Annotated in this window: 25 protein-coding genes; 7 read left to right on the top strand and 18 right to left on the bottom strand. The window is 61.6% G+C overall.

The window, feature by feature from the left end; genetic code table 11:
• Nucleotides 1–106: 106 nt before the first annotated feature.
• Nucleotides 107–937 (top strand): hypothetical protein, encoded by an 831-nt coding sequence (locus tag L8K25_RS19915; protein ID WP_242140744.1) that lies wholly within the window; start codon nucleotides 107–109, stop codon nucleotides 935–937.
• A 104-nt stretch (nucleotides 938–1,041) separates the two neighbouring features.
• Nucleotides 1,042–1,359: a hypothetical protein gene (locus L8K25_RS19910; RefSeq protein WP_242140743.1), complete on the top strand. Its 318-nt coding sequence runs from the start codon at nucleotides 1,042–1,044 to the stop codon at nucleotides 1,357–1,359.
• 66 nt (nucleotides 1,360–1,425) lie between these two features.
• Here L8K25_RS19910 and L8K25_RS19905 read toward each other — a convergent pair whose 3' ends face one another.
• Entirely contained in the window at nucleotides 1,426–2,442 is a 1,017-nt protein-coding gene (locus L8K25_RS19905; RefSeq protein WP_242140742.1) for a zinc-binding alcohol dehydrogenase family protein, read from the bottom strand.
• A gap of 98 nt (nucleotides 2,443–2,540) precedes the next feature.
• Here L8K25_RS19905 and L8K25_RS19900 point away from each other — a divergent pair, with 98 nt between their 5' ends.
• Nucleotides 2,541–2,903 (top strand): helix-turn-helix domain-containing protein, encoded by a 363-nt coding sequence (locus L8K25_RS19900; protein ID WP_242140741.1) that lies wholly within the window; start codon nucleotides 2,541–2,543, stop codon nucleotides 2,901–2,903.
• 688 nt (nucleotides 2,904–3,591) lie between these two features.
• On the opposite strand, the gene L8K25_RS19895 is transcribed toward L8K25_RS19900, so the two are convergent.
• The 6 genes from L8K25_RS19895 to L8K25_RS19870 form a co-directional block, all read right to left on the bottom strand.
• Nucleotides 3,592–5,514, bottom strand: a complete 1,923-nt coding sequence (locus tag L8K25_RS19895; protein WP_242140740.1) for a type IV secretory system conjugative DNA transfer family protein — start codon at nucleotides 5,512–5,514, stop codon at nucleotides 3,592–3,594.
• A 12-nt stretch (nucleotides 5,515–5,526) separates the two neighbouring features.
• Complete coding sequence (virB11, locus tag L8K25_RS19890) at nucleotides 5,527–6,549, bottom strand: P-type DNA transfer ATPase VirB11 (protein ID WP_242140739.1); 1,023 nt, start codon at nucleotides 6,547–6,549, stop codon at nucleotides 5,527–5,529.
• Nucleotides 6,550–6,553: 4 nt separating this feature from the next.
• Nucleotides 6,554–7,858 carry a type IV secretion system protein VirB10 gene (gene virB10 / locus L8K25_RS19885; RefSeq protein WP_242140738.1) on the bottom strand — a complete coding sequence of 435 codons (1,305 nt, stop codon included), beginning with the start codon at nucleotides 7,856–7,858 and terminating at the stop codon, nucleotides 6,554–6,556.
• 1 nt (nucleotide 7,859) lies between these two features.
• Nucleotides 7,860–8,867: a TrbG/VirB9 family P-type conjugative transfer protein gene (locus L8K25_RS19880; RefSeq protein WP_242140737.1), complete on the bottom strand. Its 1,008-nt coding sequence runs from the start codon at nucleotides 8,865–8,867 to the stop codon at nucleotides 7,860–7,862.
• 1 nt (nucleotide 8,868) lies between these two features.
• On the bottom strand, nucleotides 8,869–9,546 hold the full coding sequence (locus tag L8K25_RS19875) for a type IV secretion system protein (RefSeq protein ID WP_277923737.1): 678 nt from the start codon (nucleotides 9,544–9,546) through the stop codon (nucleotides 8,869–8,871).
• 501 nt (nucleotides 9,547–10,047) lie between these two features.
• Nucleotides 10,048–10,986, bottom strand: a complete 939-nt coding sequence (locus tag L8K25_RS19870; protein WP_242140735.1) for a type IV secretion system protein — start codon at nucleotides 10,984–10,986, stop codon at nucleotides 10,048–10,050.
• Between L8K25_RS19870 and L8K25_RS19865 the strand changes: the two genes are divergently transcribed.
• Nucleotides 10,967–11,179 (top strand): hypothetical protein, encoded by a 213-nt coding sequence (locus L8K25_RS19865; RefSeq protein ID WP_242140734.1) that lies wholly within the window; start codon nucleotides 10,967–10,969, stop codon nucleotides 11,177–11,179. The genes L8K25_RS19870 and L8K25_RS19865 overlap by 20 nt on opposite strands.
• Here the strand turns inward: L8K25_RS19865 and L8K25_RS19860 are convergent.
• The 9 genes from L8K25_RS19860 to L8K25_RS19820 are packed head-to-tail and all read right to left on the bottom strand — an operon-like array spanning nucleotide 11,154 to nucleotide 18,166.
• Nucleotides 11,154–11,423, bottom strand: coding sequence for a hypothetical protein (locus L8K25_RS19860; protein ID WP_242140733.1), 270 nt, complete (start codon nucleotides 11,421–11,423; stop codon nucleotides 11,154–11,156). The genes L8K25_RS19865 and L8K25_RS19860 overlap by 26 nt on opposite strands.
• Before the next feature lie 2 nt (nucleotides 11,424–11,425).
• Nucleotides 11,426–12,145 (bottom strand): type IV secretion system protein, encoded by a 720-nt coding sequence (locus L8K25_RS19855; protein ID WP_242140732.1) that lies wholly within the window; start codon nucleotides 12,143–12,145, stop codon nucleotides 11,426–11,428.
• A 1-nt stretch (nucleotide 12,146) separates the two neighbouring features.
• Nucleotides 12,147–14,513, bottom strand: coding sequence for a VirB4 family type IV secretion/conjugal transfer ATPase (locus tag L8K25_RS19850; RefSeq protein WP_242140731.1), 2,367 nt, complete (start codon nucleotides 14,511–14,513; stop codon nucleotides 12,147–12,149).
• Nucleotides 14,506–14,847 carry a VirB3 family type IV secretion system protein gene (locus tag L8K25_RS19845; RefSeq protein ID WP_242140730.1) on the bottom strand — a complete coding sequence of 114 codons (342 nt, stop codon included), beginning with the start codon at nucleotides 14,845–14,847 and terminating at the stop codon, nucleotides 14,506–14,508. Before L8K25_RS19845 ends, L8K25_RS19850 begins: the two co-directional genes overlap by 8 nt.
• On the bottom strand, nucleotides 14,840–15,160 hold the full coding sequence (locus tag L8K25_RS19840) for a TrbC/VirB2 family protein (protein WP_242140729.1): 321 nt from the start codon (nucleotides 15,158–15,160) through the stop codon (nucleotides 14,840–14,842). Before L8K25_RS19840 ends, L8K25_RS19845 begins: the two co-directional genes overlap by 8 nt.
• Before the next feature lie 21 nt (nucleotides 15,161–15,181).
• Entirely contained in the window at nucleotides 15,182–16,462 is a 1,281-nt protein-coding gene (locus L8K25_RS19835) for an LPD7 domain-containing protein (RefSeq protein ID WP_242140728.1), read from the bottom strand.
• Between the two features lie 35 nt (nucleotides 16,463–16,497).
• Complete coding sequence (locus L8K25_RS19830; protein WP_242140727.1) at nucleotides 16,498–17,097, bottom strand: lytic transglycosylase domain-containing protein; 600 nt, start codon at nucleotides 17,095–17,097, stop codon at nucleotides 16,498–16,500.
• Nucleotides 17,094–17,447 carry a hypothetical protein gene (locus L8K25_RS19825; RefSeq protein WP_242140726.1) on the bottom strand — a complete coding sequence of 118 codons (354 nt, stop codon included), beginning with the start codon at nucleotides 17,445–17,447 and terminating at the stop codon, nucleotides 17,094–17,096. Before L8K25_RS19825 ends, L8K25_RS19830 begins: the two co-directional genes overlap by 4 nt.
• Nucleotides 17,444–18,166, bottom strand: coding sequence for a muramidase (locus L8K25_RS19820; protein ID WP_242140725.1), 723 nt, complete (start codon nucleotides 18,164–18,166; stop codon nucleotides 17,444–17,446). The genes L8K25_RS19825 and L8K25_RS19820 overlap by 4 nt, the downstream gene beginning before the upstream one ends.
• A 323-nt stretch (nucleotides 18,167–18,489) precedes the next feature.
• Here L8K25_RS19820 and L8K25_RS19815 point away from each other — a divergent pair, with 323 nt between their 5' ends.
• Nucleotides 18,490–19,131, top strand: coding sequence for a helix-turn-helix domain-containing protein (locus L8K25_RS19815; protein ID WP_242140724.1), 642 nt, complete (start codon nucleotides 18,490–18,492; stop codon nucleotides 19,129–19,131).
• A 191-nt stretch (nucleotides 19,132–19,322) separates the two neighbouring features.
• Here L8K25_RS19815 and L8K25_RS19810 read toward each other — a convergent pair whose 3' ends face one another.
• Complete coding sequence (locus tag L8K25_RS19810) at nucleotides 19,323–20,525, bottom strand: GNAT family N-acetyltransferase (RefSeq protein WP_242140723.1); 1,203 nt, start codon at nucleotides 20,523–20,525, stop codon at nucleotides 19,323–19,325.
• 103 nt (nucleotides 20,526–20,628) lie between these two features.
• Here L8K25_RS19810 and L8K25_RS19805 point away from each other — a divergent pair, with 103 nt between their 5' ends.
• The gene (locus tag L8K25_RS19805; protein WP_242140722.1) at nucleotides 20,629–21,639 is read left to right on the top strand and encodes a LysR family transcriptional regulator; all 1,011 of its coding nucleotides are present in this window, start codon (nucleotides 20,629–20,631) and stop codon (nucleotides 21,637–21,639) included.
• 23 nt (nucleotides 21,640–21,662) lie between these two features.
• On the opposite strand, the gene L8K25_RS19800 is transcribed toward L8K25_RS19805, so the two are convergent.
• Nucleotides 21,663–21,923 carry a helix-turn-helix transcriptional regulator gene (locus L8K25_RS19800; protein WP_242140721.1) on the bottom strand — a complete coding sequence of 87 codons (261 nt, stop codon included), beginning with the start codon at nucleotides 21,921–21,923 and terminating at the stop codon, nucleotides 21,663–21,665.
• A 732-nt stretch (nucleotides 21,924–22,655) separates the two neighbouring features.
• Here L8K25_RS19800 and repC point away from each other — a divergent pair.
• Entirely contained in the window at nucleotides 22,656–23,897 is a 1,242-nt protein-coding gene (gene repC, locus L8K25_RS19795) for a plasmid replication protein RepC (protein WP_242140720.1), read from the top strand.
• Nucleotides 23,898–24,053 lie beyond the last annotated feature (156 nt).

Raw genomic sequence — 24,053 nt, 5'->3', positions numbered from 1 at the left:
TGATGCGGTGGTCAAATGCACGAATACGGTGCTCGACTATGTCTATGGCAGTGTCGATCTGCTGGTGTCGGGTAACGAGCCGTTCATCACCAACGCGCCTTCGGACATGGCGGTCGCGACCTTCTACGAGCAGATGACCGATAACGACATCGCCTACCGGGCGAAGCAATCGACTTCGATCCCGATCTACGTGGGCGCGTTCAACGATCTTCAGCGACCAGGCGTGCAGACGCCGGCGGTGAAGGCGCTGATGCATTACGCCGACACCAATCCGGCCGTTGCCGGGATCGATCTGCATCTCCACGTCGCATCGTTCAGCGGTGACGATGGTATCGAGAACGCGCGCTTCGCCAATCTGGACAGCGGCCTTGTCGGGGCGGTGAGCTTTGCCCGGACGCAGGTGCCGACGAAGCCTTTTATCAGCTCCGAATTCTCGCTCGTGAGCTATTTCCTGCCGTTCCTGAAAGATCCGATCAGCGCGCAGTTCAAGGCGAAGGGCGCCGCATATGGGGCCGACGCCGCCGCGTCCGTCACCGACGATCCGCTCGGCAAGGAAACGGTGCTGGGCTTCTATAATTACGCACTTGCACGAGGAAAGGCGGGCAACCCGATCGCGTATGAGGAATGGAAAGATTTTCTCGCCATCGGCGACGAAACGACGCCGACCTGGTTCACCGATCGCTTTATCGGCGACAACAACTTCCTCGCGCAAGCGCAAGGGTATTTCGACAAGAACAACGTCGTTCTGGCGACGTACTCGCTGCCCTATCAGCGGGCGACCCAAGTGTTGGGCGACGACCCGGCCGACCCTTATGCCACCCCGGCCTATTGGCTCGGTGCGACTTTCTGTAACCTGACTTGCCCTCAGTTACCGGGTGGCGGCAATCAGTTCTCGTTAACCGTCGCCGACGATTTCGTTCGGCTTCAACCACAATAGCCTTTCGACGCGGAATGAACCGTTGCTGCAAGCGTCATTCGAGCAGTGTTCAGCGGGTGAGGTCCAGAAAAGACATGTATTTACGACACGCAAGGAGAGATTGTATGAAAACCACGCATCTTATCATGGCAACGCTTCTCACGATGGGTCTGATGACCGGCGCGGCGCAGGCACAAACCATCGACCAGCGCCATTATCATCAGCAGCGCCGGATCAATGATGGTTTGCGCAACGGCAGCCTGACTCCGCACGAAGCCCGTCGGGTGGAGGCGCAGCAGCGCTCGATCCACCGTCAGGAAGCGCGTATGCGCTATCGCCACGGCGGCAGCCTCAGCGGATATGATCGCGCGTTGCTGCAGCACCGCGAAGATCGGGCAAGCCGGCACATCTATGATGCCAAGCACAACGGTCGCCGCTGGTAACGCAAAGCGCCGATTCGGCCCATGCCCTTCATGGGCGTGGACCGACGGCGGGGCGCAGGAAAAGTGTTACCCCCAGTCTTCAAGAACGACCTTACCGCGCATACTTGCGCTTTCGACCATCCGGTGAGCCGTCTTGAGATTGGCGGCATTGATCGGCGAAAGGCGCTCGGTCAGCGTGGTTCGCAACTGGCCGGCATCGGCCAGACGCGACACTTCGGCCAACAACTTTCCCTGCTCGCCGATGTCCGGCGTATCGAAAAGCGAGCGCGTGAACATCAATTCCCAATGGAGCGAGACGGACTTTCGCTTGAAAGGCAGCGCATCGAGCGTCGCCGGATCGTCGATCAGGGCGAAGCGTCCCTGCGGCGAGATCAGTTCCGCGATATCGGCCAGATGCTGGTCCGTATGCGTGGTTGAGAAGACAAACGCAGGGGCCCCCAGTCCGAAAGCCTCGATTTGCGGCGCGAGCGGCAGGCTGTGATCGACGACATGATGCGCGCCCAGACCGCTGACCCATTCCCGCGTTTCCGAGCGAGAGGCTGTGGCGATGACCGTAAGATCAGTCAGTTGGCGTGCGAGTTGGATCGCCATCGAACCGACGCCGCCGGCACCGCCGATAATCAGCACGGCATTGGCCGCACCGGGCACGGGTTTGAGCACGTCGAGTCGGTCGAACAGAGCTTCCCAGGCTGTGATCGACGTCAGCGGCAGGGCTGCGGCCTCGGCCCAGTCCAGGCTTCGGGGCTTCAAAGAGACGATGCGCTCATCGACAAGCTGAAGCTCGGAATTCGAGCCCGGCCGTGCGATACTGCCCGCATAGAAAATCTCGTCGCCCACACGGAACGCTGTTGCATCCGCCCCCACGGCTCTGACCACGCCAGCGGCATCCCATCCAAGCGTCTTCCAGCCGGAGCCAGTGCGTTCGGCGCTCTGGCGCACTTTCACATCAACGGGGTTTACCGAAACCGCCTTGATCTCGACGAGCAAGTCGCGACCAAGCGCAACGGGGTCGGCGAACTCTTCGTCCAGCAGGGATTGCGGATGGTCGATGGGCCCTGCTTGAGTGTAGGCGACGGCACGCATGGCGGTTTCTCCGATTGTTCAGCGCATGATCTAGTGCCGGGTCGCCGGAAGGCACAGTACGCAGAAAAATCGCACCTAGTGTCGAAAAGGATACCTTGATGGCCAAGGCCCGCCATTCCCGCCTAGACTGTAATCCCGGATGTCCCGTCGAGGCAGCGATCAGCATCATCGACGGCAAGTGGAAATGCGTCATCCTCTGGCATCTGCTGAAAGGCGGTATCTTCCGGTTCAATGAGTTAGTTCGAGTGATGCCTGGCATCACGCCGCGAACACTGACCAATCAGTTGCGCGAGATGGAGGCGGACGGCCTGATCTACAGGGTCGTATATGCGCAAGTCCCACCGAAGGTCGAATATAGCCTTTCGGAAAGAGGGCGCACCCTGACGCCGATCTTGGAAGAACTCAAAATCTGGGGAGATGCCAATATAAAGTTATTTATATCTCGGGACGGAAATAGGTAAGCTCATACTCTGACAAAACGCGTCAATCGCTTACGTAAATTCCTCGGGCGCTACAATGCGACTTCAGATGCCGACCTCTTATCGGCCCATATGACTGACGGATTTTGCGCTGTCGGCAACCGAAAGCTGCCAGTCTCTAAAAGACCCGATTTTTGTCGCAATGCGACGCCAGCAAGGCCGATGCCGTATGTCGGCTGACGAACTCGACCGAGGCTGTTGAAAAAGTCGAAGGGCGAAAGATCATTGCATCGAGCCGTAACTCTGGAATTGAGCCGGCGGATACGTTGCATCGATCGTTCACCTCGTGGCGCTTGGTAGCACGATTTTAACAAGGAAGTTACCAACACCGCCTTTTTCAACAGTCTCGATCGGTTTTGACACCAGTTGAAATGGCCGTTTGTTTTCTGCCCAACAGCAGCTCGAAGCTGCCATTCCGCAGCCGGTCCAGCCTCAGTCAATCGACGATGGCTTCCATCCAAGCCTGGAGCGTCTTCTCTTGCCGCAAGCCGTTATTCAAGTGCCGAGCCGCGAACGGCGGTTTCGTCCCAAAAGTCGTCGCTAGACAGCAGGGATGGCGGAAAACCCTGTCGCCATCGGAGATGCATGACAAACAGGTGATTTGCGTCGCCTGAGCGGGCCTGTCGGCGCTTAACGTATATCTGGGTCCGTTCTATGTACCGACCCCTGCTTAGGCAGTCTTATCGTGAACCAGGCACACCCCCTCGAAAAGCTTGCGGACGCGGTCCTTAGGTTGAACCTGAAGACAATCATCGATCGCAGCCTGGTTCAATTTGCGTCCCTTCCTCGTAGCGCCTCCATTGGCGCCGCCAGCCTCGGGAGCAGGGGTAGTCTCTGACGTCGCCGGCGCCGCGGGAGCGGTCTCGGCGACCTGCGTCGCTTCGATGACGCGGAGACTGTTGGCGGCGATCGCCGGATCGACACGGATCGGGGGCATCTGAGGGGCCGGAATCTTGGTCCGCTCGATCAGATGCTTTTCCGCGTAATAGCGGACCTTCTTGCCGTAGGTCGCGTACATGCCGCGCCGGAACACGATCAGATCGTTCTCCGGCAGAAGCTCGACCTCCTGCGGTAGCATCAGCGGCCGGCGTTGGTCGGACTCCGAGGTCGAGCCGCCCCCGCCACCCCACGTCCCCATCGAGCGCGAGCGGGCCTTGTACGTGTAGCTGCCGAGCTGGTCCGAGATCTTCTTCGCCTCGGACAAGGCGGCAGGACGCAGCACGAGCCGCACCGCGCAGTTGCGCTCGATGTCGGCCGCCACCTTGTCGCCATAGACGCCCTGGATCTGCTCGAGCGACTGGAACGCCGGCAACATCCGCAACCCATAACCAGCGACATAGCTGAAGGCGTTTGCCAGCACGGTGCACTTACCGAGGCTCGCGAACTCGTCGAGTGCGAGCAGCACCTTGACCTGATGCTTACCGTCCTTCGGCAGCTCGCGGACGTTGCGGTCGATGAGTTGCTGGAAAAGCAGCCCGTAGATCGGGGCGACCCGCTCCAGATCGTCCGGCGAGACGCCGAGGTAGAGCGAGATCCGCTTATCTCGGAACTCGCCCAAATCGAAATCGCTCTCCGACGTCGCGGCATCGACATATGGGTTCAGCCAGGCATTGATCTTGGACGTGACCGACTGGCGCAAGCCAGAGAATGTGTTTGCCGACGAGCCGGTGTAGTCCTGAATCGCCGAGACGCACGCGGTCGACAGTGGCTTCCCAGCCTTCTCCCGCGTCGCGATGATCTTTGGAAAACGTCGCTGAGCATCGACGGCCGCGAACTGCCGATAGACCTCGCCGATCGTGAACGGGAGCGCGTCCTCGCCATCGTCGACGGTCGCGGCGATGTAGGCGGTCACGCCGAGGAACGCCGTTCGAGCGCCCTCAGCCCAGAACTTCTCACCTGTGAGAGGGTCGGGGTAGAGCATCGCCGCGATCTTCTGCAGCTCGTTGATGACCTCGACCGGGTCTCGCCGATTGATGTAGCCGAGCGGATTCCACCGCACGGTGCGGCCAGTCGGATCGAGCGGATTGAACAGCAGCACGATCTGGCGAAGGACGTCCTTCCGATAGCCGGCGGTGTTGTCGTAATTCTCCTGCTTGATGTCGAGCACGACCAACGAGTCCGGCCAGTCGAGCAGGTTGGGGATGATGACGCCCACACCCTTGCCCGCGCGGGTCGGCGCTTCGAGCATGACATGCTCAGGCCCGCCGAAGCGCATGACCTTCCCATTGAACTTGCCGAGCACGATGCCGGTTTCGGACAGCAACAGACCCTTCTTGACCTCGGGGGCGCGCGCCCAACGCGCCTCGCCGTGCAGCTTCTGGCGCGTGAACAGCGTCGAGACGATAATTACGACGGTCAGGACGAGGCCAATGCCGAACCCAATCAAAAACGGCTGATAGACGATCGGGTAGCCCTTCAGTGCCCAGAGCGCGGCCGGCACCTTCCGCCACGGCGTGTGGGCGTTGAGCAGATGCGCCTTGAACAGGACAGCGACGGCGCCGATCGCTGCGCTCAGCACCAAGCCAACGATGGCCACGAACGCGATCGCACCTGGTTGCGACCCTTCGTCGCTCCGCATCCACCTACCGCTCACGCTACACCCTCCTCAGTCGTTCGGCTTGCTCGCTGGATCAAACCACACCTCCGTCATGCGATAGCGCGCCGGCTGACCTTCGCCAGGAGGGAGCCGGTGCATCTGCACGACGATATCGACGAGCGAGCGCAGTAAGGACCGAATGTCGTGACGATCCAGATCGTTGCCGCCTTCCGACTCCTTGACCAGCAGCGTGAGCTGCTCGAACGCGCCCTCGGCCGTGTTGGCATGTACCGTGGTGATCGAGCCCGGATGGCCGCTGTTGACGTTGCGCAGGTAGAAGAACGCGGTGCCGTCGCGGAGCTCCTGTAGAAGAATGCGGTCGGGCCGCATCCGAAGCGCCGATTCCAGCAACTCCTTGGCGCCAGCCTTCTGGAGGCTCTTGCCGTCCTTGGCGTACATCATATGGACGTGGTTGCGCTGCGGCACCACCAGCTCGCGGGTGTCCTCGATCGTCAGGATCCGCTCATAGTCCGGGATCAGCTTGATGAGCCCTTTCGAGAAGCTCGTCTTGCCCGAACCAGTCGCGCCGGAAATGAGGATGTTCTTGCGGGCCTCGACCGCCAGCTTGAAAAAGCCCCGCCAGTCGCCGGCTGCGCGTAAGGCCAGTAGATCGGCGTCGACCTCCTTGTAAAGCCCATGCGAACGAACCTCGCTGAAGAGCCCGGCCGCCTCGAAATCGTCGATGTTCATCGTCACGCAGGACGCCTTGCGGATCGTGATCGAGATGTAACCTTGCTCGACCGCCGGAGGAACGACGACCTGTGCGCGCTCGCCCCCCGGGAGTACCGAGGAGCAGACCGGATATTCGGAGTTGATGTCCTGCTTGGTAAGCCCTGCGATCAGCTTCGCCAAGGTCATGAGAGCGGCATTGTCCAACGCCGGCTCCTCATGCCACTCCCAGCCATTGCGGGTCTCAAGCCCGATCAGTCCCGGCTCGTTGATGACCAACTCGGTCACATCGTCGCGCAACAGATGCCGCCTGATCGGCTCTGCATTATGCTCGTAGATGAGCGACGTCGGGCTGGATGCCATCGGCTTAGCGCCTCAACCCCACGTCATAGACCGAGCGGAAATCGAAGTCCTTGGCGACGAAGATGGCGGCCGTATCCCCCTGATTCTTCTTCAGGATCGGCCTGATCTGCATCGTCTGATTGAGGACGGTCGACCCGGTGGTACTGGGAACCTGCGTCGTGTTGCTACCCTCGCCCGCCAACGAACGGCTCGCGATCTGGGAGGCATCCTCCAGCACCGAGATGACCAGCCCGACGCCGAACCGCGCCCAGAACTGCGTATCGACGCCGCCCGGGAGCCCCGCTCGGCCGAGGCTGTCAGCCGCGGGCGAGCCGAGATCGATGGCGACGCCGCGCGGAGTCAGTGCGCGGGTCCACACCACGAAGAGGCGCGCCTGCCCTTGGGTGATGCCGCCCGAATATTGCCCAAGCACCTTGGTCCCCTTGTCGAGGAGGACGATGCGGCCGTTTTCGGAATAGACGTCGTGGTTAATGACGCACGACACAAACCCAGCCTGCGTCGAATTGATCGCAGTCTGGAGCGTGCAGGGGATCACGGTGCCCGCGCTGAGCAGCAGGTTGCGATCAGCGACCATGGTCGCCCGCACTGTCTGGATCGCGGAGTGGCCGAGCTGGTCGCTGAAGTCGCTCGGGCCCTTTGGCGGCGCAGCCGGCGCATCATCACCCGCGGTGCCGACCCCACTCGCCCCGAACCCGCGACGCGGGGCCGCTGACTGCCCGCCACGCGCCTCATCGTCCTGACCGCCTTGCTGTCCCTCACTACCGGGGGCTGCCGTGGGAACAGCGGTCGAGGTCAGACCGGTATTGCCGAAGGCCATGATCGGCGATCGCCGTGCCGCATCGGCCATGGCGCGCGCTTGCTCTGCACGCCGCTGCTCCGGCGACTGCGGTCCATTGGCCGTGGTGGTGGCTGCCGTACCCGTTGCCGGCACCGGGTTCCCGTTGGCGTCGGTAACCTGCGTACCTGCCGCAGGCGTAATCGGCCGCCCGAAAATGTCGGTTTGCGGCGCGCCGGATTGACCAAGCTGACCCGCCAGCGCCGCTCGTTGCGCGTTTGGCGAACCCATCACATCGTCCACCGAACGTTCGCTTGCCTTGGCCGGCTGGGCCGCTGCCTCTGAGCTGGCAGAATGGTGGAACGCGCTATAGCCGATCACGATACCGCCCACGGCACCCAGGAGACCGATACCAGCGCCGATGAAGGCAAGGTTGGCCCAGCCTCCGCTGCGCGCGACTGGGCTATCGATATCGCTTGAAGGGACGGTATCGGCAGCGACGTCGCCGCCCCGGTCAATGACGGTGCCGACCATGTTACTGTCCCTTCACTTTGCGTGTCACCACATTGGAAACAGTGCCCGTGCGATCGCCGCGATCGTTGCGCAGCGGCGCCTCATTGTAGATGCACAGCACGGTCGTGCCGCGCCGGAGGCGGAGCTGACGATAGACCGCATGGATCACCACGAAGTCCTCGCGCACATCGTAGGGGACGATCGTCTCCGTCCCATCGACGTCGACCGCGAAGATCGAGGGAATGTCGGCGTGTCCCGGATAGCGCAAAACCGTGAACTCGCCATTGTCGGAGATTTCGGTCGGTTGCAGCGCAGAGTCGCCCTGCACCGTGTACTTCATGTTCCGGGTGCCCTCGATCACGGCATGATCGAGCGCAGCCTGGGCGACGTTGGTCTCGATCGCCTTGGCGGTTTGCGCTTGGGCGAGTTGCACCTGAAGCGCCGCCATGGCGCGTTCCTCGCGCGGATACCGGAAGCGGACTCCGTACATCGTCTCGCCCGTCCCGAGCGACAGGTTGAAATGATAGGTGCGCGGCGATCCACCTGCGTTTGTGATGACGATCAAGTTCGTCCCACTCGCTTTCTCACGCGGTTTCAGGAACACCACGTTGCCGACCGGGGCGATCTGCCACGACACAGTGTCACCCAACGCCGCCTGCGTGACCGTCTCGCCGGCGCCAAACTGGATCTCGATCGCGTGCCGGAAGCTGCCGACGATCGTCACCACCTGGTCGGGATCGTAATTGACGTTGCGAACGCGCGCGTCTTTCCCCCCTGGGATAGGGGTCTCCGACGCAAACGCCGCTTGCGGCATCAGCGTTATCGCAGCAGCCCCGACGATCGAGAGCGCGATGAGGCGCTGCCACACCGCACCAACTGCGCGCCAGAAACGGCTTTTGGAGCCGGCCTCTGTCAACACCAGCTCCGTGGCCCGCGGCGAAAGACGAACAGCCAGCTTCTTACGAAGCGCAGGCATGAAAGGGACGACGACGCGATCGTCATTGTCCGACGTGATTAACTGATCGCTCATCTCACGCCTCCGGGTCGGAACGGTAATTGACGACCTGGAAGCCGAGCGGATCGATGTTGCGATCCTTCTCGTGCTCCGGCGCTGTGGTGTATCTGAAGGTCAGGATCGCGTTCCAATTCTGCGCGATCGGCGTGTTCTGCCCGAACGTGATGATCTTGGTGAAGCGGACTTGCGCGACGGTCGGGCTAAGGAAGCTGATCGTCCGGATCGAGATCGAGACGAAGCCCTTGTCGCCGTAGATGTTCGAGGGTGCGTTCCTGTTGCTGGACTGAACGCTGCCCAGGTAGCGAGAGCCCTCGAGCTGATCGCTCATCAACATCACGGTATATGCGTTCTCGCGCGCCGCATCGTTCAACCAGCCCTCGCGCAAACGCACATATTGCGAGATGAAGTAGCGGTTGACCGCGTCTTCATAGGTGCGCGGCTGCGGTCCTTTCAGGGCCGTGACGACCTGCGTCTCGCCAGACGCCTTATCGACCCGAATGACGTAAGGCTCGACCGTCTTCAACGGGGCTAGCATGGCCACGGCCGCGACCGACGCTACGGAAAGTGCGCAGGCCCCTGCGGCTACACCCCAAGCGAGCTTGTTGGACTGTATCGCCGCACGCATACGGTCGTATTCCCAGGTCCTCGACGTCTCGAAGTATTTCTCTTTATCTTCGGACTTAACCGCGCCCATGGCGTCGATCCCTTCAGCAAGAGGAGTAGGTCAGCGCGACGTCCCGCTGGGACGTTCGCGGCGCTGAGCGCGGGACATTCATCGCTCCAGGCCCGATCGGCGCGGCCGGCGCTGCCCCAGGTGACGAAGGCGGACGTGGCGACGGGGTACGAGTGGGCGGATCATCGCGCATCAGCACCGGATCGGGGGCCGGTGCTGGAGCCGGTGCCGGAGCCGGCGACGCCGCGCCGCCAGGCGGCGCGACCATCGACTGCCCTGCGCCCTGCTGCGACGCCGGGAGGGGCACGGGTAGGCTCGGCAGGATGGTGCCGTAGAGGTTGGCAGGACGACGGTGCTTCCCGTCACACACAGCGACAGGTTTGATGTGAGTCCCCGTGCAACCGCTAAGCGCAACAACGCCTAACGCCACGATGGTCAGCCTTTTCATACGGTCTCCGTTCGTATCTTTGCCGCGCGGGCGGTGTTCGTGATCCATGGTTCGAGAGCGAGCAGCGATGCGGCCTAAGTCGAGCGAGAGGCCGAACCGCCCGAGCCGCCTCCAGCGACCGGACGGTTCGCCTGGGTGGCGCGCCGGAACATGAGTCGGTTGGTCAACATGTTCGCGCCGGTCATCAGGAAGCCATGGCCACCAGATGACGCGCCACCTGCGATGCCAGCCGCGATCGCCGGCGACTGGAAAAAGAAAATTGTACCGACGATGTAGATCGCCGCGCAGGCGACCGTGGCGACGAGCATCACGGACGCCTTCAGAACGATATAGCCGTTCTGGGTCATCAGAAATGACGAGCCATCATCGGGAACCGATCCCATGATACCGTCCATCGCGGCCTCCTGCAGCCCCGTAATGAACTTCGTCATGATCGCCATGACGACCATCAACAGGATGAAGTTGACGGTCTGCTTCAGCCATCCGTCGAACAACCAGCGGGAGGAGTTGAACAGCAGACATGCAAGCGCGAGTGGGGCGAGCGCGACGCAGATCGCGACTGACAGCTTGGCAAAGATGACGATGCAGAAACCTATCGACGCGGATAGGAACGCGAAGATGTAAAGGATGCCAATACACAGGTAGGTAATCAGCGTAGCGCTAAGCTGGATCACCGGCGTGCGGAAGTCGGTGAAACCCTTCTGTTCTTGCGACTGAACCTGTAGGTTCGCATTGACCAGCTTTCCTGCCAGCTTGCCCGTATCGGAGACATAGGTGTCGAAGGTCGTCCCCGGGTTGGTGACGGGCGTGCCCGATCCAGCCGCGATGATCTCGCTCGGCAGGTTGGTGACCACGTTCACCACGAACGCTGAATAGCCGATTGAGCTTGCGGCAGCTAGCGCGAAGCCAACCTTGCCGGCTTGGAAGACTAACTCGCGCAACGGCGCTTGAATCGCGCCTCGCAGCACGGCGAAGCCGAGCAGAAGAAAATAGATGATCGCTGCCAGCGCCAAAGGCGCCGCGACAAAACTGACGAGCCCCGACCCGAAGCTCGCGACCGAGGTCGCGATGGCGCTTTCGACGTACGTATACATCGTCGTGAAAAGCGTCATGATGTTGGGTGCAGCAGCAGGCATTACGGCATTTCCGATCTTCAGCGATCAAGGCGTAAAACGGGTTGCTACTTCCGGATCGTGTTCGCCTTGAAGAAGTCGGCTTCTTCGTTTCCGGCTTTGATCTGCGCTACCGAGATTGTCGCATCCCCAGTGGTTGCGCACATCCTTGCCTTTTCGTCGGCGGAAAGGTGACTATACTCTCCCGTTTCGCACTTCACCCGCCACTCCGCGAGGAGTGGTGGGCTTGCGATGAGTTCTTTCGCAGTCGGCACCACGACATTCTGCTGGCACCCACAAACAAACAGCAAAGCCGAGAGAGAGAATATCTTGCGCATGATTACTTCCTGATTGTGTTGGCGCTGAAGAATGCCGCTTCTTCGCGACCAGCCGCGACCTGCGCCGCACTGATCTGCATGTTCGCCTGACCGGACTGCGCCAGCTGGATCGCTTGCATCTTCAGCGTGTCGTTCTGAAGCTGAGCCTGTTCGACCGCGATACGGGCTTGCAGGTCCATCACGTCCTTGGGATCCTTAGCGGTATCGAGCTGCGACCGAAGCTGGTCGAGGCCCTGCATCCGGGTCTGGGTGATACTGAGCGTATTCTCGCCCAACGCTGCCATCGCCGCGGACGAGCCGGTCGCGTCCTTAAGCGCCTGGTTGTACGCCGCGTCCGCGTCTGAACCCGTCGACAGCGCGTAACGAGACTGGATGCTCGATGCGAGCGTACCTAGCGAACCGATCTTCGACAGGTCGCCGCTTAGCAGGGTCGACGCGTCGATCGTCGTGTTCGGCAAGATGTTGCGCACCTGCGGGCTCAACAACTGCGGCGCGAGACTGTTGACGTTTGTCAACTTTTGAAGCGAGCTGAGCTGGCTCGATGCCGTCTGGATCTGCTGCTCACCCTGCTGGATCATCTTCATCGTGTTCTGGACCTGGGCAAGCGCTTGCACGTAGGTCGACGTGTCGAACACAGGGATGCCCTGGGCTGAGGCCGGCGACGCGAACGCAGCGAGCGCGACGGGCGCGGCTGCAACCATGATGATATGCTTTAGCGACATGTCAGCTTCTCCTTTGGTTGGCGTAGAAGTGCGGCAGCCACGCCGCGGGATCGTTGCCCGCCAGGGCAATGGCCTCCTCCATGGCGACGAGCGTTTCCTCGCGACCAGAAAGCACTTTCAACTCATTGGGCATCCCGCCCAGATCGAGCTTCGCTACGATCGACGTGTGCCCTTGCTTGACCAGAAAGGTCCGGCTTTCCGGGGTGAGATCCTCGCGGATCAGCCGATACTCCGCCTCCGTCAGCCCCAACCCCTCGCAGTAATCCGACCGCTTCGCGTCCGAGTTAGGTAGGAGGATCTTGGTCGCCGTTTGCTCGATGATCGAGTGTGCGATCGGCGAGCGCAGCGCGTCAGCCGGCGACTGTGTGCCGAACACCATGAACGCGTTGCGCTTGCGGAAGGTCTTCAGACCGTCCTGCGCAAAAGCGCGGAATGCATCGTCCTCCAGCGCCTTCCAGAACTCGTCCACGTCAACGACGACACGCTGCCCGTTCAGCAGTTCGTCGACACGGTGGAAGAGGTACAGCATCGTCGGGGTGCGGATCTCCGGGTTCTCGAGGAAGTCCGTCATGTCGAACCCGACGAACTGCGCCGCCATCGACACCTTGTCCTCCGGCCCGTCGAACGCCCAACCGAGCGGCCCACCCAGGCACCAGCGCTCGAGCCGCGCGCCGATCCCCTCGGCATCGGCGTAGCCCAGCATCTCGCGCAGCGCGCTGAAGGAACGCGACGGCGCGGGCAGCCGCATCACGGCGTCGATCCCTTCGTCGATCAGCCGCTCTTCCGCGACGCTGAGCGGCCGGTTCTCCCGACGCACCAGTACGCGGATGAATTGCCGCAGGAACGCGATGTTATGGGCGCTGGCGGTCAATCCCTTGAGGGGCGCGAAGCCTGTCGGCTCGCCGTTGCGAAGCGCCAGATACGTGCCGCCACAAGCACGCACGAAGATCTCGGCGCCGCGGTCCTTGTCGAAGAAAACCTGCTTGGCACCGGTCTTTTCGAGCTGCGCCTGCAGGAAGTTCTGCAGGACTGTCTTGCCGCCGCCCGTGGGGCCGATGATGAGCGTGTGGCCGATGTCGGCGCGGTGAAAATTGAACCAGAAGGACGAACCCGCGCGCGTCTTGAGCAGCGTCACCGCTTCGCCCCAGTGGTTCCCGGACTTCCGCCCTGCCGGGAAGGTGTAGAACGGGCTCAGCGCCGCGAAATTGCGGCTGTTGATGACCGCTGGGCGCGCCCGCATTTTGAAGTTGCCGGGAAGCTGCGCCCAGAACGCGGCTTCCAGCGCCACGTCCTCGCGTGCCATTACCATGCCCGTGTCGGCCGCGGCCGATCGCGCGATCGACAATCTTTCCAGAAGCCGCTTCGGATCCTCGTCGATCACCGAGATCGACAGATGATGCTCGCCCATGGCGAAGCGGTTCGCCATCAGATCGTCGACGCCGTCGAGCAGCTCCTCCGCCTGGCTGACGCCGGCGTCGTCCGACGACACCATCTGCTTATACTTCTTCGTGAAGCGCTCGCTCGCGACCGACTTCACCAGCGGCGCAAAGCTCTGGGTCAACACGAAGGGGAAATCGAGTGTCAGGAGGCTGTTGAACTGCCCGCTACGCGTGCTGGCAACGTACTCACGCACCCCGAACATGCCGAGGTAATGCGACTTGTGCGGCAAGCGGATCTCGGCCGCTTCGCGGCCGAACACTACCCGCGAGGAGTAGAGCGCCTGACCAAGCCTGCCGTTGAGCAGCGGGATGCGGATGCGGTCACCGGTCAGGATGAAGTGCAGCACCTCCATCGGTTGCGAAAATAGGACGCCGTTGTGCTCGTAGAGCGACAGGGGCTCTGGCGCGACGTCGGCGAGCAGCGATTCAAAGTCCCGGCACTTGTCCGCCATGAGCGTCAGAGCACGATCATCGATCTCGGTGCTGGCACGCTTCTTCGAAAAGAACCGACCCACTTGATCGCCCGCCATGCTCGACGGACGCACCAAGATCGTGACGTAGAACTCGTTATGATAGAGAACCTTTTCCCTCAGGGTCTCCGCGTATTTATCCTGCAACGCCTTCGCAAATGCAGAATGGAAGTCGCCTCCCAAAACTGGGTCGGTCGCCGTTCGCACGAGATGGGTCCACATCGCGACGCGATCGTCACCTATCGAGCGCCAGGCGATGTTGAGCTTGCTATGCCATGTATTGAGGTCGGAGATGTCGCTGGTCTCGAACGGCCGCCCATCAACGCGGTACATGCGCATGAGCGAGCCGTCTTCGAGAGCGACCAAGGTATCGTCGACGTGCCGCGTGTAAGGGATGAACTTAATATCATCCGCCTCGCGAAGCGCAGTTTTCTTATGCTTCAGCTTGGAATCAGTCATCGCCGAAATGCTTCCGCTTCACGCCTTTGGCGAGGCGGACGGGAGAGTAGCTCCCGCCTCCCCAGAACTTGCGATTCTTTGATAGAAAACCCGTCTGGAACCACAGGCCCCACAGCCGGAACGCATTGAAGTCGTAATGGCAGATCATGCGGGCCGGAAAGTAGAGCGCCCCGAACAAGGTCAGGGGGTAGAAGGGATTATGGAAGATCCCCCAGAAAACCATGCAGACCATGATGATCGGCAGGATCGCCTCGAGTGGCAACCCCATGAACACCGATGGTCTGGTCAGGGCGAGGAACACCTTATCCTCGGTGATTTTCTCGACCTCAGGCACCCGAACTCATCCAGCCGACGATCGTCGTGGCCGAGAAGATGATGCCGATACCAATCAGGACGGTGACAGCCTTGCCCCAGTCCATCCGGCCGGTCAGCTTGGCGTAGCCGACTGCCATCACGGCGATCACACCGACGACCGAAGCGACTGTGGTCATCCACGTCTTGATGGTGCCGAGGCCTGACTCAATCGCCGTGCCGTCCGCGAGCGCCGGCTGCGCGATCGAGATGAGGGCAAGCGCACCGGCAAAACCGACGACCTGCCGGGCTCGGACGTCGGACATCATCCGGCCCATCTGGCGTGTGAACTTCATACGGGTCTCCATGGCTTGAGTTTACCTCTCGAGGTCGTAAGTGATTTGAATCGGTTCGATTTGCCGAACGGGCGTTGGCTCACGCACCGACACATCTAAGCCGCGCATCAGCGCGCCCGAGATCAATTCGCGGCTCTCCAGGCTCGCGGACATCATCCGATCCGCGTCCCCCTGGAAAGCCACACCAATGTGCTGCTCCATCGCCGCCTGTGCTTCGAGCGCATTGGCAAGACGTGGATCGGCCGCGATCCGCTCGGCGCTGCCGCGCAGGAACAACTCGGCCAGTTCCTCATTCTCGTCGCGGGCGGCAGCAGGACCGTGCTGCCGCTCCTCGCGAACGATTTGTGGTTCCGGTTCGGGCTGCCGTTCCGGCGGGGCCGTCGACGTGGCGACCTGTTGGTCTTCGCGGTCCGCCTCAACCGACGCTGCGGTGTCCCTCGCCACATCATGTCGATTGAGCCCCGAGCGGACGAGATAGATCGCGTCAGCGACCTGGCCATCCCACTCTCCCTCGCGCGCCATTCGGCGCAGATCGTCGGGCTCGTAGCCCGCCTTGGAGAACGAGCTGACCAGCGTCGGGCTCTCCAGCGCCTGCTCCAGCCCTCCGTCCAGCGCCTCCTTGTTCACATCCAGGCGCTCTTGCCGAAATTCTCGCTCCATCGGCCCGAGGTCCGGCGTCATACCCTCCGAAAGGGCTTTGCGATCTTGGGTGAAGACGCTCAGTCTCAACAGCAGGCATTTGTCGTCGTCCGACAGCTCCGCGCCGCTCTGCGCCGGCGACGCCGCGCCAGCAGGATCCCGACCTACATCTGCGGTCCGCACCCGATCCGTCGCAGCGATCGACACTGCGGCAACGACCGGCGCGGCCGGTTCGACCGCCGGGGCAGGCTTTGCAGCCGCCTCGCGTTCGCGCTGGGCCGCTTCGACACGCTCGCGCCGGCCCTGCTCCATTCGCGCCTGCTCGTCGAACTTTGGCTCATAGCCGCGAACCGTCAGTCCCTCGCGCGACCCGGCCTCCCACACGGCCTGCCGGAACTCGGGTGAGCCATCGACGTCGATCCCCTCCCAGCCATTGTGCTTGGCGATCTTGACCAGCGCCGCGACGGTTTCGGGATCTTCGTTGCGCGCGATGATCCGGTCCCCGTTACCAGAGACCTCGATCGATGGGTTCTCGCGATCCCCGGGCAGGAACATGCCAATGCGAGGCTCGCTCGCGTCGCTTGCGGGGATAATCCGAACTTCATACCGGTCCGCGAGATCGGGCGGCATCGCAAACCCGGCTTCAACCGCTCCGGGCGCCACGTCCCGCGTCGTTCGTGCAACGCTATTGTCCACGCTCATTTGAAGACCTCGATTGCATCGGAGGCGATCTGCCCAACCACCCAGCTATCGCCGTCACTTGGCGGTTTGGCGGCGCCGGTCGCAGCGACCGCCACAGCAGGCGCACCGAGAATAGGCGGGGGTGCCTGTATCGAGCCCAATCCGCTCGCGGCCGACCAGATGCGACCGACGTAGCCGTTGCGGAAACCCCGTGTCAGCGTGCCGGTGTTGTAGAGCGAGTACGTCGCAGAAATGGCGTCCAGGCCGCTGTAGTGCCGGCTCGCGAGGCCATAGCCCTCCTGCAACAGCGTCGAGGCAAGACGCAGGTTCGTGCAGGGATCGAACGCTTGCTCGACCGTGACGCCGAGCCGGGCGAAGTTCGTCGAGTTGATCTGGGCTAAGCCCACGTCGACCGTATAGCCCTGTGCCATATAGCGCCGCACCAACCCGGCGCCCTCGGCGACCGACCCGGCGCGCACGCGCGGGCCACGATTGACGTTGATCGAGAGATCGTCGCCGGCACTCTCGGTCACGACGAGCGGCACGACGGCCTCGGTCGCGACCTCGCCGGCACATCGCTGCGCCAGCACGGTAATGGCGGCGACGGTGTGGATCATTGCTGCGTCACCGTCTGGTAGCGCGCATCGAGGGAATAGCGCGAGGTGGTGCCGTCGGTCTGCGTCACGGTCATGGTGTAACCGTGCTTCGCCGACTTCGTTTTGATGCCGACCCCCGTGCACGAGGGAAACCCAGCGCCCATAGCGAGTGCGTTCCAGAGCTTCGTGATCGGAGGCACGCACTCCGCGTACTTGGTCGGCGACCCCGGAGTGGCGAGGCAAAGCACCACCTGGCACCCCCAATCCGATGCAAAGGCCGGTTGAGGAGCCGCAACTGCGATTACGCCGGCAACACAAAGCGCGATCGCGCCGCTCTTGCTCCCGAGCTTGTTCAGAAAACGTCCGATCATGAACCACCTCCGTGAGAAGCGCGCCATTCCGCACTCGCGAACACATCCCATTGCGGCGGGGCCTTCGCTGCGGTCTGAAGGACCAAGGCAGGCGCGGTATGCGCTTCGGTCCCAACCGGCGCCGACGCCGGCGCATCGGCGCTGGCGACATTGACGATCCAGTCTTCGTCCTCCCCGACCGGGCGCGTTCGATCGATGACCTGTCCCGGCCGCGCGAACGCGACATGCCAGTGGTTGGAGTGACCGCGGTCTCCTGGCCCGAGCAGCTCAATCAGGCGGATACCGCTCTGCCCCATCAGGGTGCGGATCTGATCGCGATTGATGGAATTGACCCCGCCCGCAGGCACGAAGTCCACCGCCTGACCAAATTTGTGCCAGCTATACCGCGCGCCGTAGCTCGCATTCATCGGCCGGATCGTATCGGTGACACGCGCGCCAAACGCGCGTCGGACCAGGGCAGCGACATTCGAGACGGTTGGCGCACCGGTTGCTGGCGCATCCATCCGACCATTATCGATATGGGCGAGCGCACAAGGATCGAACACCGATGCGGGCGTGACGCCGTAGGTCGCAAAGTCGCGTCCGCTTATCGCAAGCGGACCCGCCTCGAAATCCGCGCCCAAGGTGATGAGATCGCGAACTGTCGCCTCGGCGTCGCCCTCGACGAGTGGCTGGCGCCTGAGCGCCGCGCCAGCATGTATCGTGATTGCATAAGACACGGGGCCGGGCGCCACACCGGCTCCAAGCCCTGCTGCACAGAGCTGGATCGCCTTTGCCGTGAGCCCCACTGGAAGCATAACCGCCTTCCGATAGCCTAGTACAAATTTGATCCTATTCCATAATTGACGAGACTGGCAACACGCAATCGCCAAGGCGGCAACGATGTATCTGGTTATTACGGCTGCAAAATCGCTTCCGCTGTCAGCCTCTCGCCCGGTTGCCGATTCGCGTGGCTTGGCATAGAAAATTCCCTTTTTAGGGGTGGCGGCGCGAAGCGTCGTCGCGGTCTCAGGATAATGCGCTTCGCGTAAAGGGCAGAAGATTGAGCAAAAGCGTCGCTTTCCTCGCGCAAACACCGGGCTCGGCGACGATCGAAAGCCAACAATCGTGCCTCAACCCTGATGACATCGAGGTCTTCGCGGGCCGGAAGACGTTCAGCCAGCTCAGCGAGCTGCTGGAGCGCAAGGGCATCGGCCTTGAGGCCGGCGACCGGGTCAAAGTCCACGATCTCTCCTGCCTGACGATCGCAACGCCGATGCTCGTGCGCGCGATAATCAAGCTGCTTCGCAGTGGCGTCAGCTTTGAAATCTGTACGCCCCGGATCCATATCGAACCCGGTGCCGATGATAAGCTGCACGCGATGCTGGATGCGCTCGACGGCCATTATCGGCACCTGCACGGCATCAAGACGCATCCTGCCGAGATGTCGCCTCCAGGACGCAAGCGACTGCTTGCGCCAGACAAATTACCGGAGATCCGCAAACTGCTGAGCGCCCCAGGTGCAACCGCCACGGACGTCGCCCAAGAGCTAGGCATCGCCCGGTCCACGCTCTTCAACTACCTCGAGCGATACGACCTCGACCGCCGAACTGGTCGGGAGAAGAAGGGCGTGAACCGGCGTTCCGAGAACAGCGGCGATGACAGTCATATCGCGGAAAGTGACCGGGACGAGACTGCCAGCTAGGATCCGATCAACCCGAGTTGACGGCAGCGCGCTTCGCTCCGCAAGCTCGTCCTTCGATAGTCCCATTTCGCCGAGCAAGGCTCGAACTCGGCCCGCAAAATGCGATCGTACCTCAGCACTATCCCGCGCAGGTATCCCTTCTGCCCCCGATGCCGTGGCGGGATTCGTCTGAGGGCGGCTCGACACGCCGGTCATGCCGCTAACGACGAACGAACGAGCGACATGTCGAGGGGACCCGGCTCGTCCCAACGGCCCTCCGGCCTGATCGCCATCATCGGATCAATCCCGAACCGGATTTCGAGCGGATCCGCGGTCAGCTCCGCGACGATCTCGACATATTCCACGTCTGAGAACCAGAAGGACGGGCGTTGCGGGATGACATCAAAACCCAGACGCTGCCAAAACCCGACCAGGTCCGAGCGGGAATGTCCGTAGATCCGGCGGAAACCCTTCCTCGCGCAGTGAGCCAGCGCAGCTTCGACCAAAGGACGCGATAAGCTCCGGCTTCGATATTCGCGGCGAATGGCAAGGCGCTCGAGCTTCGCAAAATCACCGAAATAGCGGATGCGGATGCACGCTGCCGGATCATCGCCGACATACGCCAGAAGCTGTGTCGCACAAAAATCGTTGCCGTCGAACTCCTCGTTGTAAGGGCATGCCTGTTCAGCTTGGAAGGTGGCGGAGCGGACCGAAAAGACCTTGGCCATGTCCTCGATCGAGCGTGCGACGGCGACATGCAGATGCCCCTGACGGGCCCTTTCGATGTTCCGGGCGATATCGATCGGCACAGCATTGTCGGGGCATGCCGCGACCAGATGCGCAGGAGCGCCGGGGAACATCTCCTGAGCCGGACGGAAACCGACAGAACGTTGGATGCTCACCGAAGCATCCGTCGCTCCGTACGAGAATATGGCGCAGCCCTCCGGACAAAGTTCACGAAAGAGCCGCGCTATGGGCTCGAACATGCGGATCAACAGCCCCGGCGCGACGATCAGCCAGATCGCGATAGCCGACGGTTTTTCGCCTGCCGAGCAGATCCAGGCCGGGTCGGGCCTACTGCCATCATACCGTCCGGTGATCAGCGCCCATGCTCCGTATGCATTGAGCGGGAGGTAGGCAAAGATGCCCGCTGCCCCATCTTCCCCGGGCACGGTTACGGATCGGACGATATCAGGGTTCTTCTCAAGCATTCGGGCAACATGCACGCCGTCCGCCAGAGGAAGCTGCGCGCGCACCTCATCGATCATCTTCTTGGTGCTACCAGAAGGGAGCCGCTGCAGCCGGACTTGCCGACGGTGATTACGCGCGATGAGCGCGTCCATGCGGTCGTTGAAGCAACCATCCCAGAAAGAGGTCGGTTGGGAGCCTATCGGATTGCCAACGTCTTGAAACATTCGATATCCCCGGGGCTGTCGTGCGAACGGCGTCGTAGCGGAGGTGATATTGCGAAGGCGTCTGACTGACAGGCTCACAAAAGTTGAACCACGTGTTCCAGGGGTGAACACCGAACACCATGCCGAGTTCGCCGACCTGCAATGGGACGACGTGAGGCTGTTCCGGGCCATCCAGCGGCTCGGAAGCATGCGAAAGGTTGCTTCAGATCACGGGGTCGTGGTCAACACGATACGGCGGAGGATCGAGCGCACTGAGACAAGGCTCGGTCTGACCTTGGTACATCGCAGCGCCAACGGGATCGTGCTAGCCGAGGACGGAGAAAAGCTCTTAAGAATTGGCGAGGCGATGGGCCACGCCGCAGAGTGGGATCTTGCAGCGAGTAGCAAGGACGTTCTAGTGAAGCCTGGGCAGCTCACCATCGCTTGCACCGAGGGTATCGGAACACTATGGCTGACGCCGCGGATGTCGAGGTTGCAGGCAGTCCTCCCCGAAATGACCATTGGTCTCGATTTCGACTACAACCTTGAGCGTGACCGGACACACGAGGCCGACATCTGGTTGACGTATGAACAGCCAACGCAGGCGGATCTCATCGCCTCGAAACTGGCGACCATTCATTTCGCTGTGTATGCGAGCCAAAGCTACATTCAGCGGAATGGCATCCCAACAACGATGGACGCTCTTAAAAATCATAGGGTCGTGGAGCATGTCAGTCCTGGTGTGCGCTCGGAACTTCTCGACTTCCTAATCGGTACGGAACGTCCCCAAGGCTTCATCGCGATGCGAACCAACTCGTCGCTATCTCAGCTTTGGTCGGTCACGAGGGGGGTTGGTATCGGTGCACTGCCGACATTTGTCAGCGAAATCACAAGTGCTGCGGCTCCTGTACCTGTGGAATTGAGAATACGACGGGAGCTTCGCCTCGTATATCGTTCCAAGGCTAAGCCATCCCCAGCCATTTTTGCGGCAGTGAAATGGCTCCGTGAGTGTTTTGACCGGGCGATCCATCCCTGTTTCGCCGATACCTATATCGATCCGAAGACCTTTCGCCGGGATCCTAGCGACACCAACATCGTCAACATCTTTCCGGATACCTTCGACGAGATCGATTGACGAGGCTTAAAGCCTCGCCGCCTTTAGCCCTCAGCCTCTTTGTCAGAAGGACGCAGCAGATCCCAGATCTCCAGGTTCAGCGCCGCCGATAGCTTTACCATCATGTCCAGGGTCGGGTTCGCACGGCCCCTCTCGATCGAGGACAGGTAGCCTATCCCGATTTCCGTACGCTTGTAGATGTCGGTCTGAGTAAGCCCAAGCGCCTTGCGTCGCGCCTTGACGCGCGCTCCGAAGTCGAGCGCGGCGGGCTGAATAATCTCCTCCAGATGGAGTCTCATCGTCATTCAAAGCTCTCGTGCCGCTGCGATCACGGCCACGAATCCGTGTCCATTTGGTAATACCTTAATCCACGCCGCCTCGATATCCAAGGCGGCGCTAACGACAAGAGCCGCATCGATCTGGCGGAAGCCGTGCGGGACGTGTTCTCTGGCGATCCGACAAACTTAAGAAGAACGGCATCCGCTGGACGGTCGAAACACCGGACGGGCCGGTGCGTGTCGAGGCCGTCAAGGGGATGCTCCACCAGATCGTGGATGTGGATCGGCGTCGAAGCGTTGGACGCCGATCCAGACGTTATTATAGTCAGCATTTAAGAGTTGGCTGGATTTACAACTTACAGCTTGCCAAATCGGATTCTAGGACCGGCCTGGACCCGCAACGCGCGCATTTTTCGGCTTTTGTGCGATAAAGCACGAATATTCGTGCCGCTTTCGTTCGGTAAAGCACGAGTCAGGCCGCTTGCTCCGATCCGCGATTTCCCCACTTCTGGAGAAACTACCGATCCGAAAATGAAACGGATTCGGAGTCGAACAGGAGCCGGCTGTGACCACATAAAAGAATGCCCGGCACGAGGCCGGGCACCCTGCGGAGAACCGCTGCCACACGCCGCCAAGCGTGGGGCCAACTACGACAGTTGTTCCAAGGTAGCACCCTCCCCGGCCCCGTTCAAGATCGCGCGCCTCGCGCCACGCCTTCGTTTTGCCTGGTGACGGCCTCTAAGCATGGAGTGTCGAACGATGTCCTATACCCAAACTGCTTTCACAGGGCGGACCGGGGCTCGCCCGATCTCCGCGCTGACGAGGCTGATCGAACGCGAAGTGGCTACGCGCCTTGAGAGTGCCTGCGATATCGACAGGAACGAGCTCTATCGGGTGCTCGACGGCGCAAAGACAGCGATCGGCCTAAGCGCGTCGGCGCTGGAAACGCTCAAGCATCTGATCGGCTATACCCGTCCGAACGATTATAAGGGCGCAGCGCGCCCGATTGCATGGCCGAGCAACTATACGCTGGCGGAACTCGGCGGCGTCACCGAAAGCGCGATCAAAGCGCGCCTGCGCCAGCTGCGCAACCTAGCTCTTATCACTATGCGCGATGCAGCCCACGGCCGGCGCCGTGGCCAGCGCGGCGCAAGCGGTGAGATTGTAAGCGCTTATGGCATTGATCTCACACCGCTTCGCGCGCGTTTCGATGAATTGAAGGCAGCGGCAGAGGCACACAGCGCCTTTTCGCGCCTTGACAAGCTTGGGCGGCAGGAGATTGCGCGCGTACGCCGGATGGTCAGCCAAGCGCTTGCGCAGGCGGCCGACATGCGGTTAACCGGGCCGCACTGGATCATGTTGCAGGAGGCGATCGAGACTGTGGCGCAGCAGGCGGCCATGGCCCGATCGAGCCGAGATGCAGCGCTTTACGAGCGTGCTCTGGCGGATCTTCCCGAGATCGAAGATCAGGTTGGACAGACGATTGACCGTTTCATGTTTCATGATGAATCTAACGCCTCGGGGTCAAAATCCTCACCCTTCATACATATACAAACCAACCCCTGTCATGACTCCGTAACGGCTTTGCGAGAACGTAGTTCTGACCGGGACAGTCCCGCGCCTATCGAACCGGATCTCCCGGTCTCTCCGTCCAACAGCACATTCAAGACCTCGCCGATTGAACTCGTCGAGATGTTCCCCAGCACCGCAATGTACGTGGAGCGTCCCCGCCCCTCCTGGATCGATCTGCACCGGGCGACTGCGCGGCTGAGGAACGACCTGGGCATCCGCACCGGAACGTGGGTGGATGCGCTCGATAAACTGGGGGCGGACGGAGCCGCTGTCGCGATCATGATCACCGCCGAGCGCAGTGCGCGCCATGAGATCCGCCTGACTCCGGGCGCTTACTTCGCAGGCATGGTCACTCGCGCGCAGCGCGGCGAACTGGACCTGTCGAAGAGCCTTTGGGGCTTCCGCACCGAGCGGGCTGCGCTCCAGTGAAACAGCGGTCTAGGCTGGATGGCGCGTTACCGCCGCGGGGGCTTTCGTGCGGTAAAGCACGAATCGTTGGCAGGCTTCCAAATCGCCGCCCCATTGAGCGATCCCTCCCTTTCGTGCGGTAATTCACCCGAAAAACCACCGGAGTTCACATGAAAT

It is taken from the genome of Sphingomonas sp. TREG-RG-20F-R18-01, assembly GCF_022662475.1.
Classification (GTDB): domain Bacteria; phylum Pseudomonadota; class Alphaproteobacteria; order Sphingomonadales; family Sphingomonadaceae; genus Sphingomonas.
Note: the sequence above shows the minus strand (reverse complement) of the source record. Positions and strands in the feature narration are given on the sequence as shown.

Excerpts from the sequence above, each read along its gene's own strand:
- L8K25_RS19875 (WP_277923737.1), bottom strand. The coding sequence starts at position 9,546 with ATGGGCGCGGTTAAGTCCGAAGATAAAGAGAAATACTTCGAGACGTCG.
- L8K25_RS19905 (WP_242140742.1), bottom strand. The coding sequence starts at position 2,442 with ATGCGTGCCGTCGCCTACACTCAAGCAGGGCCCATCGACCATCCGCAA.
- L8K25_RS19860 (WP_242140733.1), bottom strand. The coding sequence starts at position 11,423 with ATGCGCAAGATATTCTCTCTCTCGGCTTTGCTGTTTGTTTGTGGGTGC.
- L8K25_RS19825 (WP_242140726.1), bottom strand. The coding sequence starts at position 17,447 with ATGATCGGACGTTTTCTGAACAAGCTCGGGAGCAAGAGCGGCGCGATC.
- L8K25_RS19855 (WP_242140732.1), bottom strand. The coding sequence starts at position 12,145 with ATGTCGCTAAAGCATATCATCATGGTTGCAGCCGCGCCCGTCGCGCTC.
- repC (WP_242140720.1), top strand. The coding sequence starts at position 22,656 with ATGTCCTATACCCAAACTGCTTTCACAGGGCGGACCGGGGCTCGCCCG.
- L8K25_RS19810 (WP_242140723.1), bottom strand. The coding sequence starts at position 20,525 with ATGTTTCAAGACGTTGGCAATCCGATAGGCTCCCAACCGACCTCTTTC.
- virB11 (WP_242140739.1), bottom strand. The coding sequence starts at position 6,549 with ATGGCATCCAGCCCGACGTCGCTCATCTACGAGCATAATGCAGAGCCG.
- L8K25_RS19900 (WP_242140741.1), top strand. The coding sequence starts at position 2,541 with ATGGCCAAGGCCCGCCATTCCCGCCTAGACTGTAATCCCGGATGTCCC.
- L8K25_RS19865 (WP_242140734.1), top strand. The coding sequence starts at position 10,967 with ATGATCGCTGCCAGCGCCAAAGGCGCCGCGACAAAACTGACGAGCCCC.
- L8K25_RS19910 (WP_242140743.1), top strand. The coding sequence starts at position 1,042 with ATGAAAACCACGCATCTTATCATGGCAACGCTTCTCACGATGGGTCTG.
- L8K25_RS19915 (WP_242140744.1), top strand. The coding sequence starts at position 107 with ATGGCGGTCGCGACCTTCTACGAGCAGATGACCGATAACGACATCGCC.
- virB10 (WP_242140738.1), bottom strand. The coding sequence starts at position 7,858 with ATGGTCGGCACCGTCATTGACCGGGGCGGCGACGTCGCTGCCGATACC.
- L8K25_RS19840 (WP_242140729.1), bottom strand. The coding sequence starts at position 15,160 with ATGAAGTTCACACGCCAGATGGGCCGGATGATGTCCGACGTCCGAGCC.
- L8K25_RS19800 (WP_242140721.1), bottom strand. The coding sequence starts at position 21,923 with ATGACGATGAGACTCCATCTGGAGGAGATTATTCAGCCCGCCGCGCTC.
- L8K25_RS19880 (WP_242140737.1), bottom strand. The coding sequence starts at position 8,867 with ATGAGCGATCAGTTAATCACGTCGGACAATGACGATCGCGTCGTCGTC.
- L8K25_RS19830 (WP_242140727.1), bottom strand. The coding sequence starts at position 17,097 with ATGATCCACACCGTCGCCGCCATTACCGTGCTGGCGCAGCGATGTGCC.
- L8K25_RS19850 (WP_242140731.1), bottom strand. The coding sequence starts at position 14,513 with ATGACTGATTCCAAGCTGAAGCATAAGAAAACTGCGCTTCGCGAGGCG.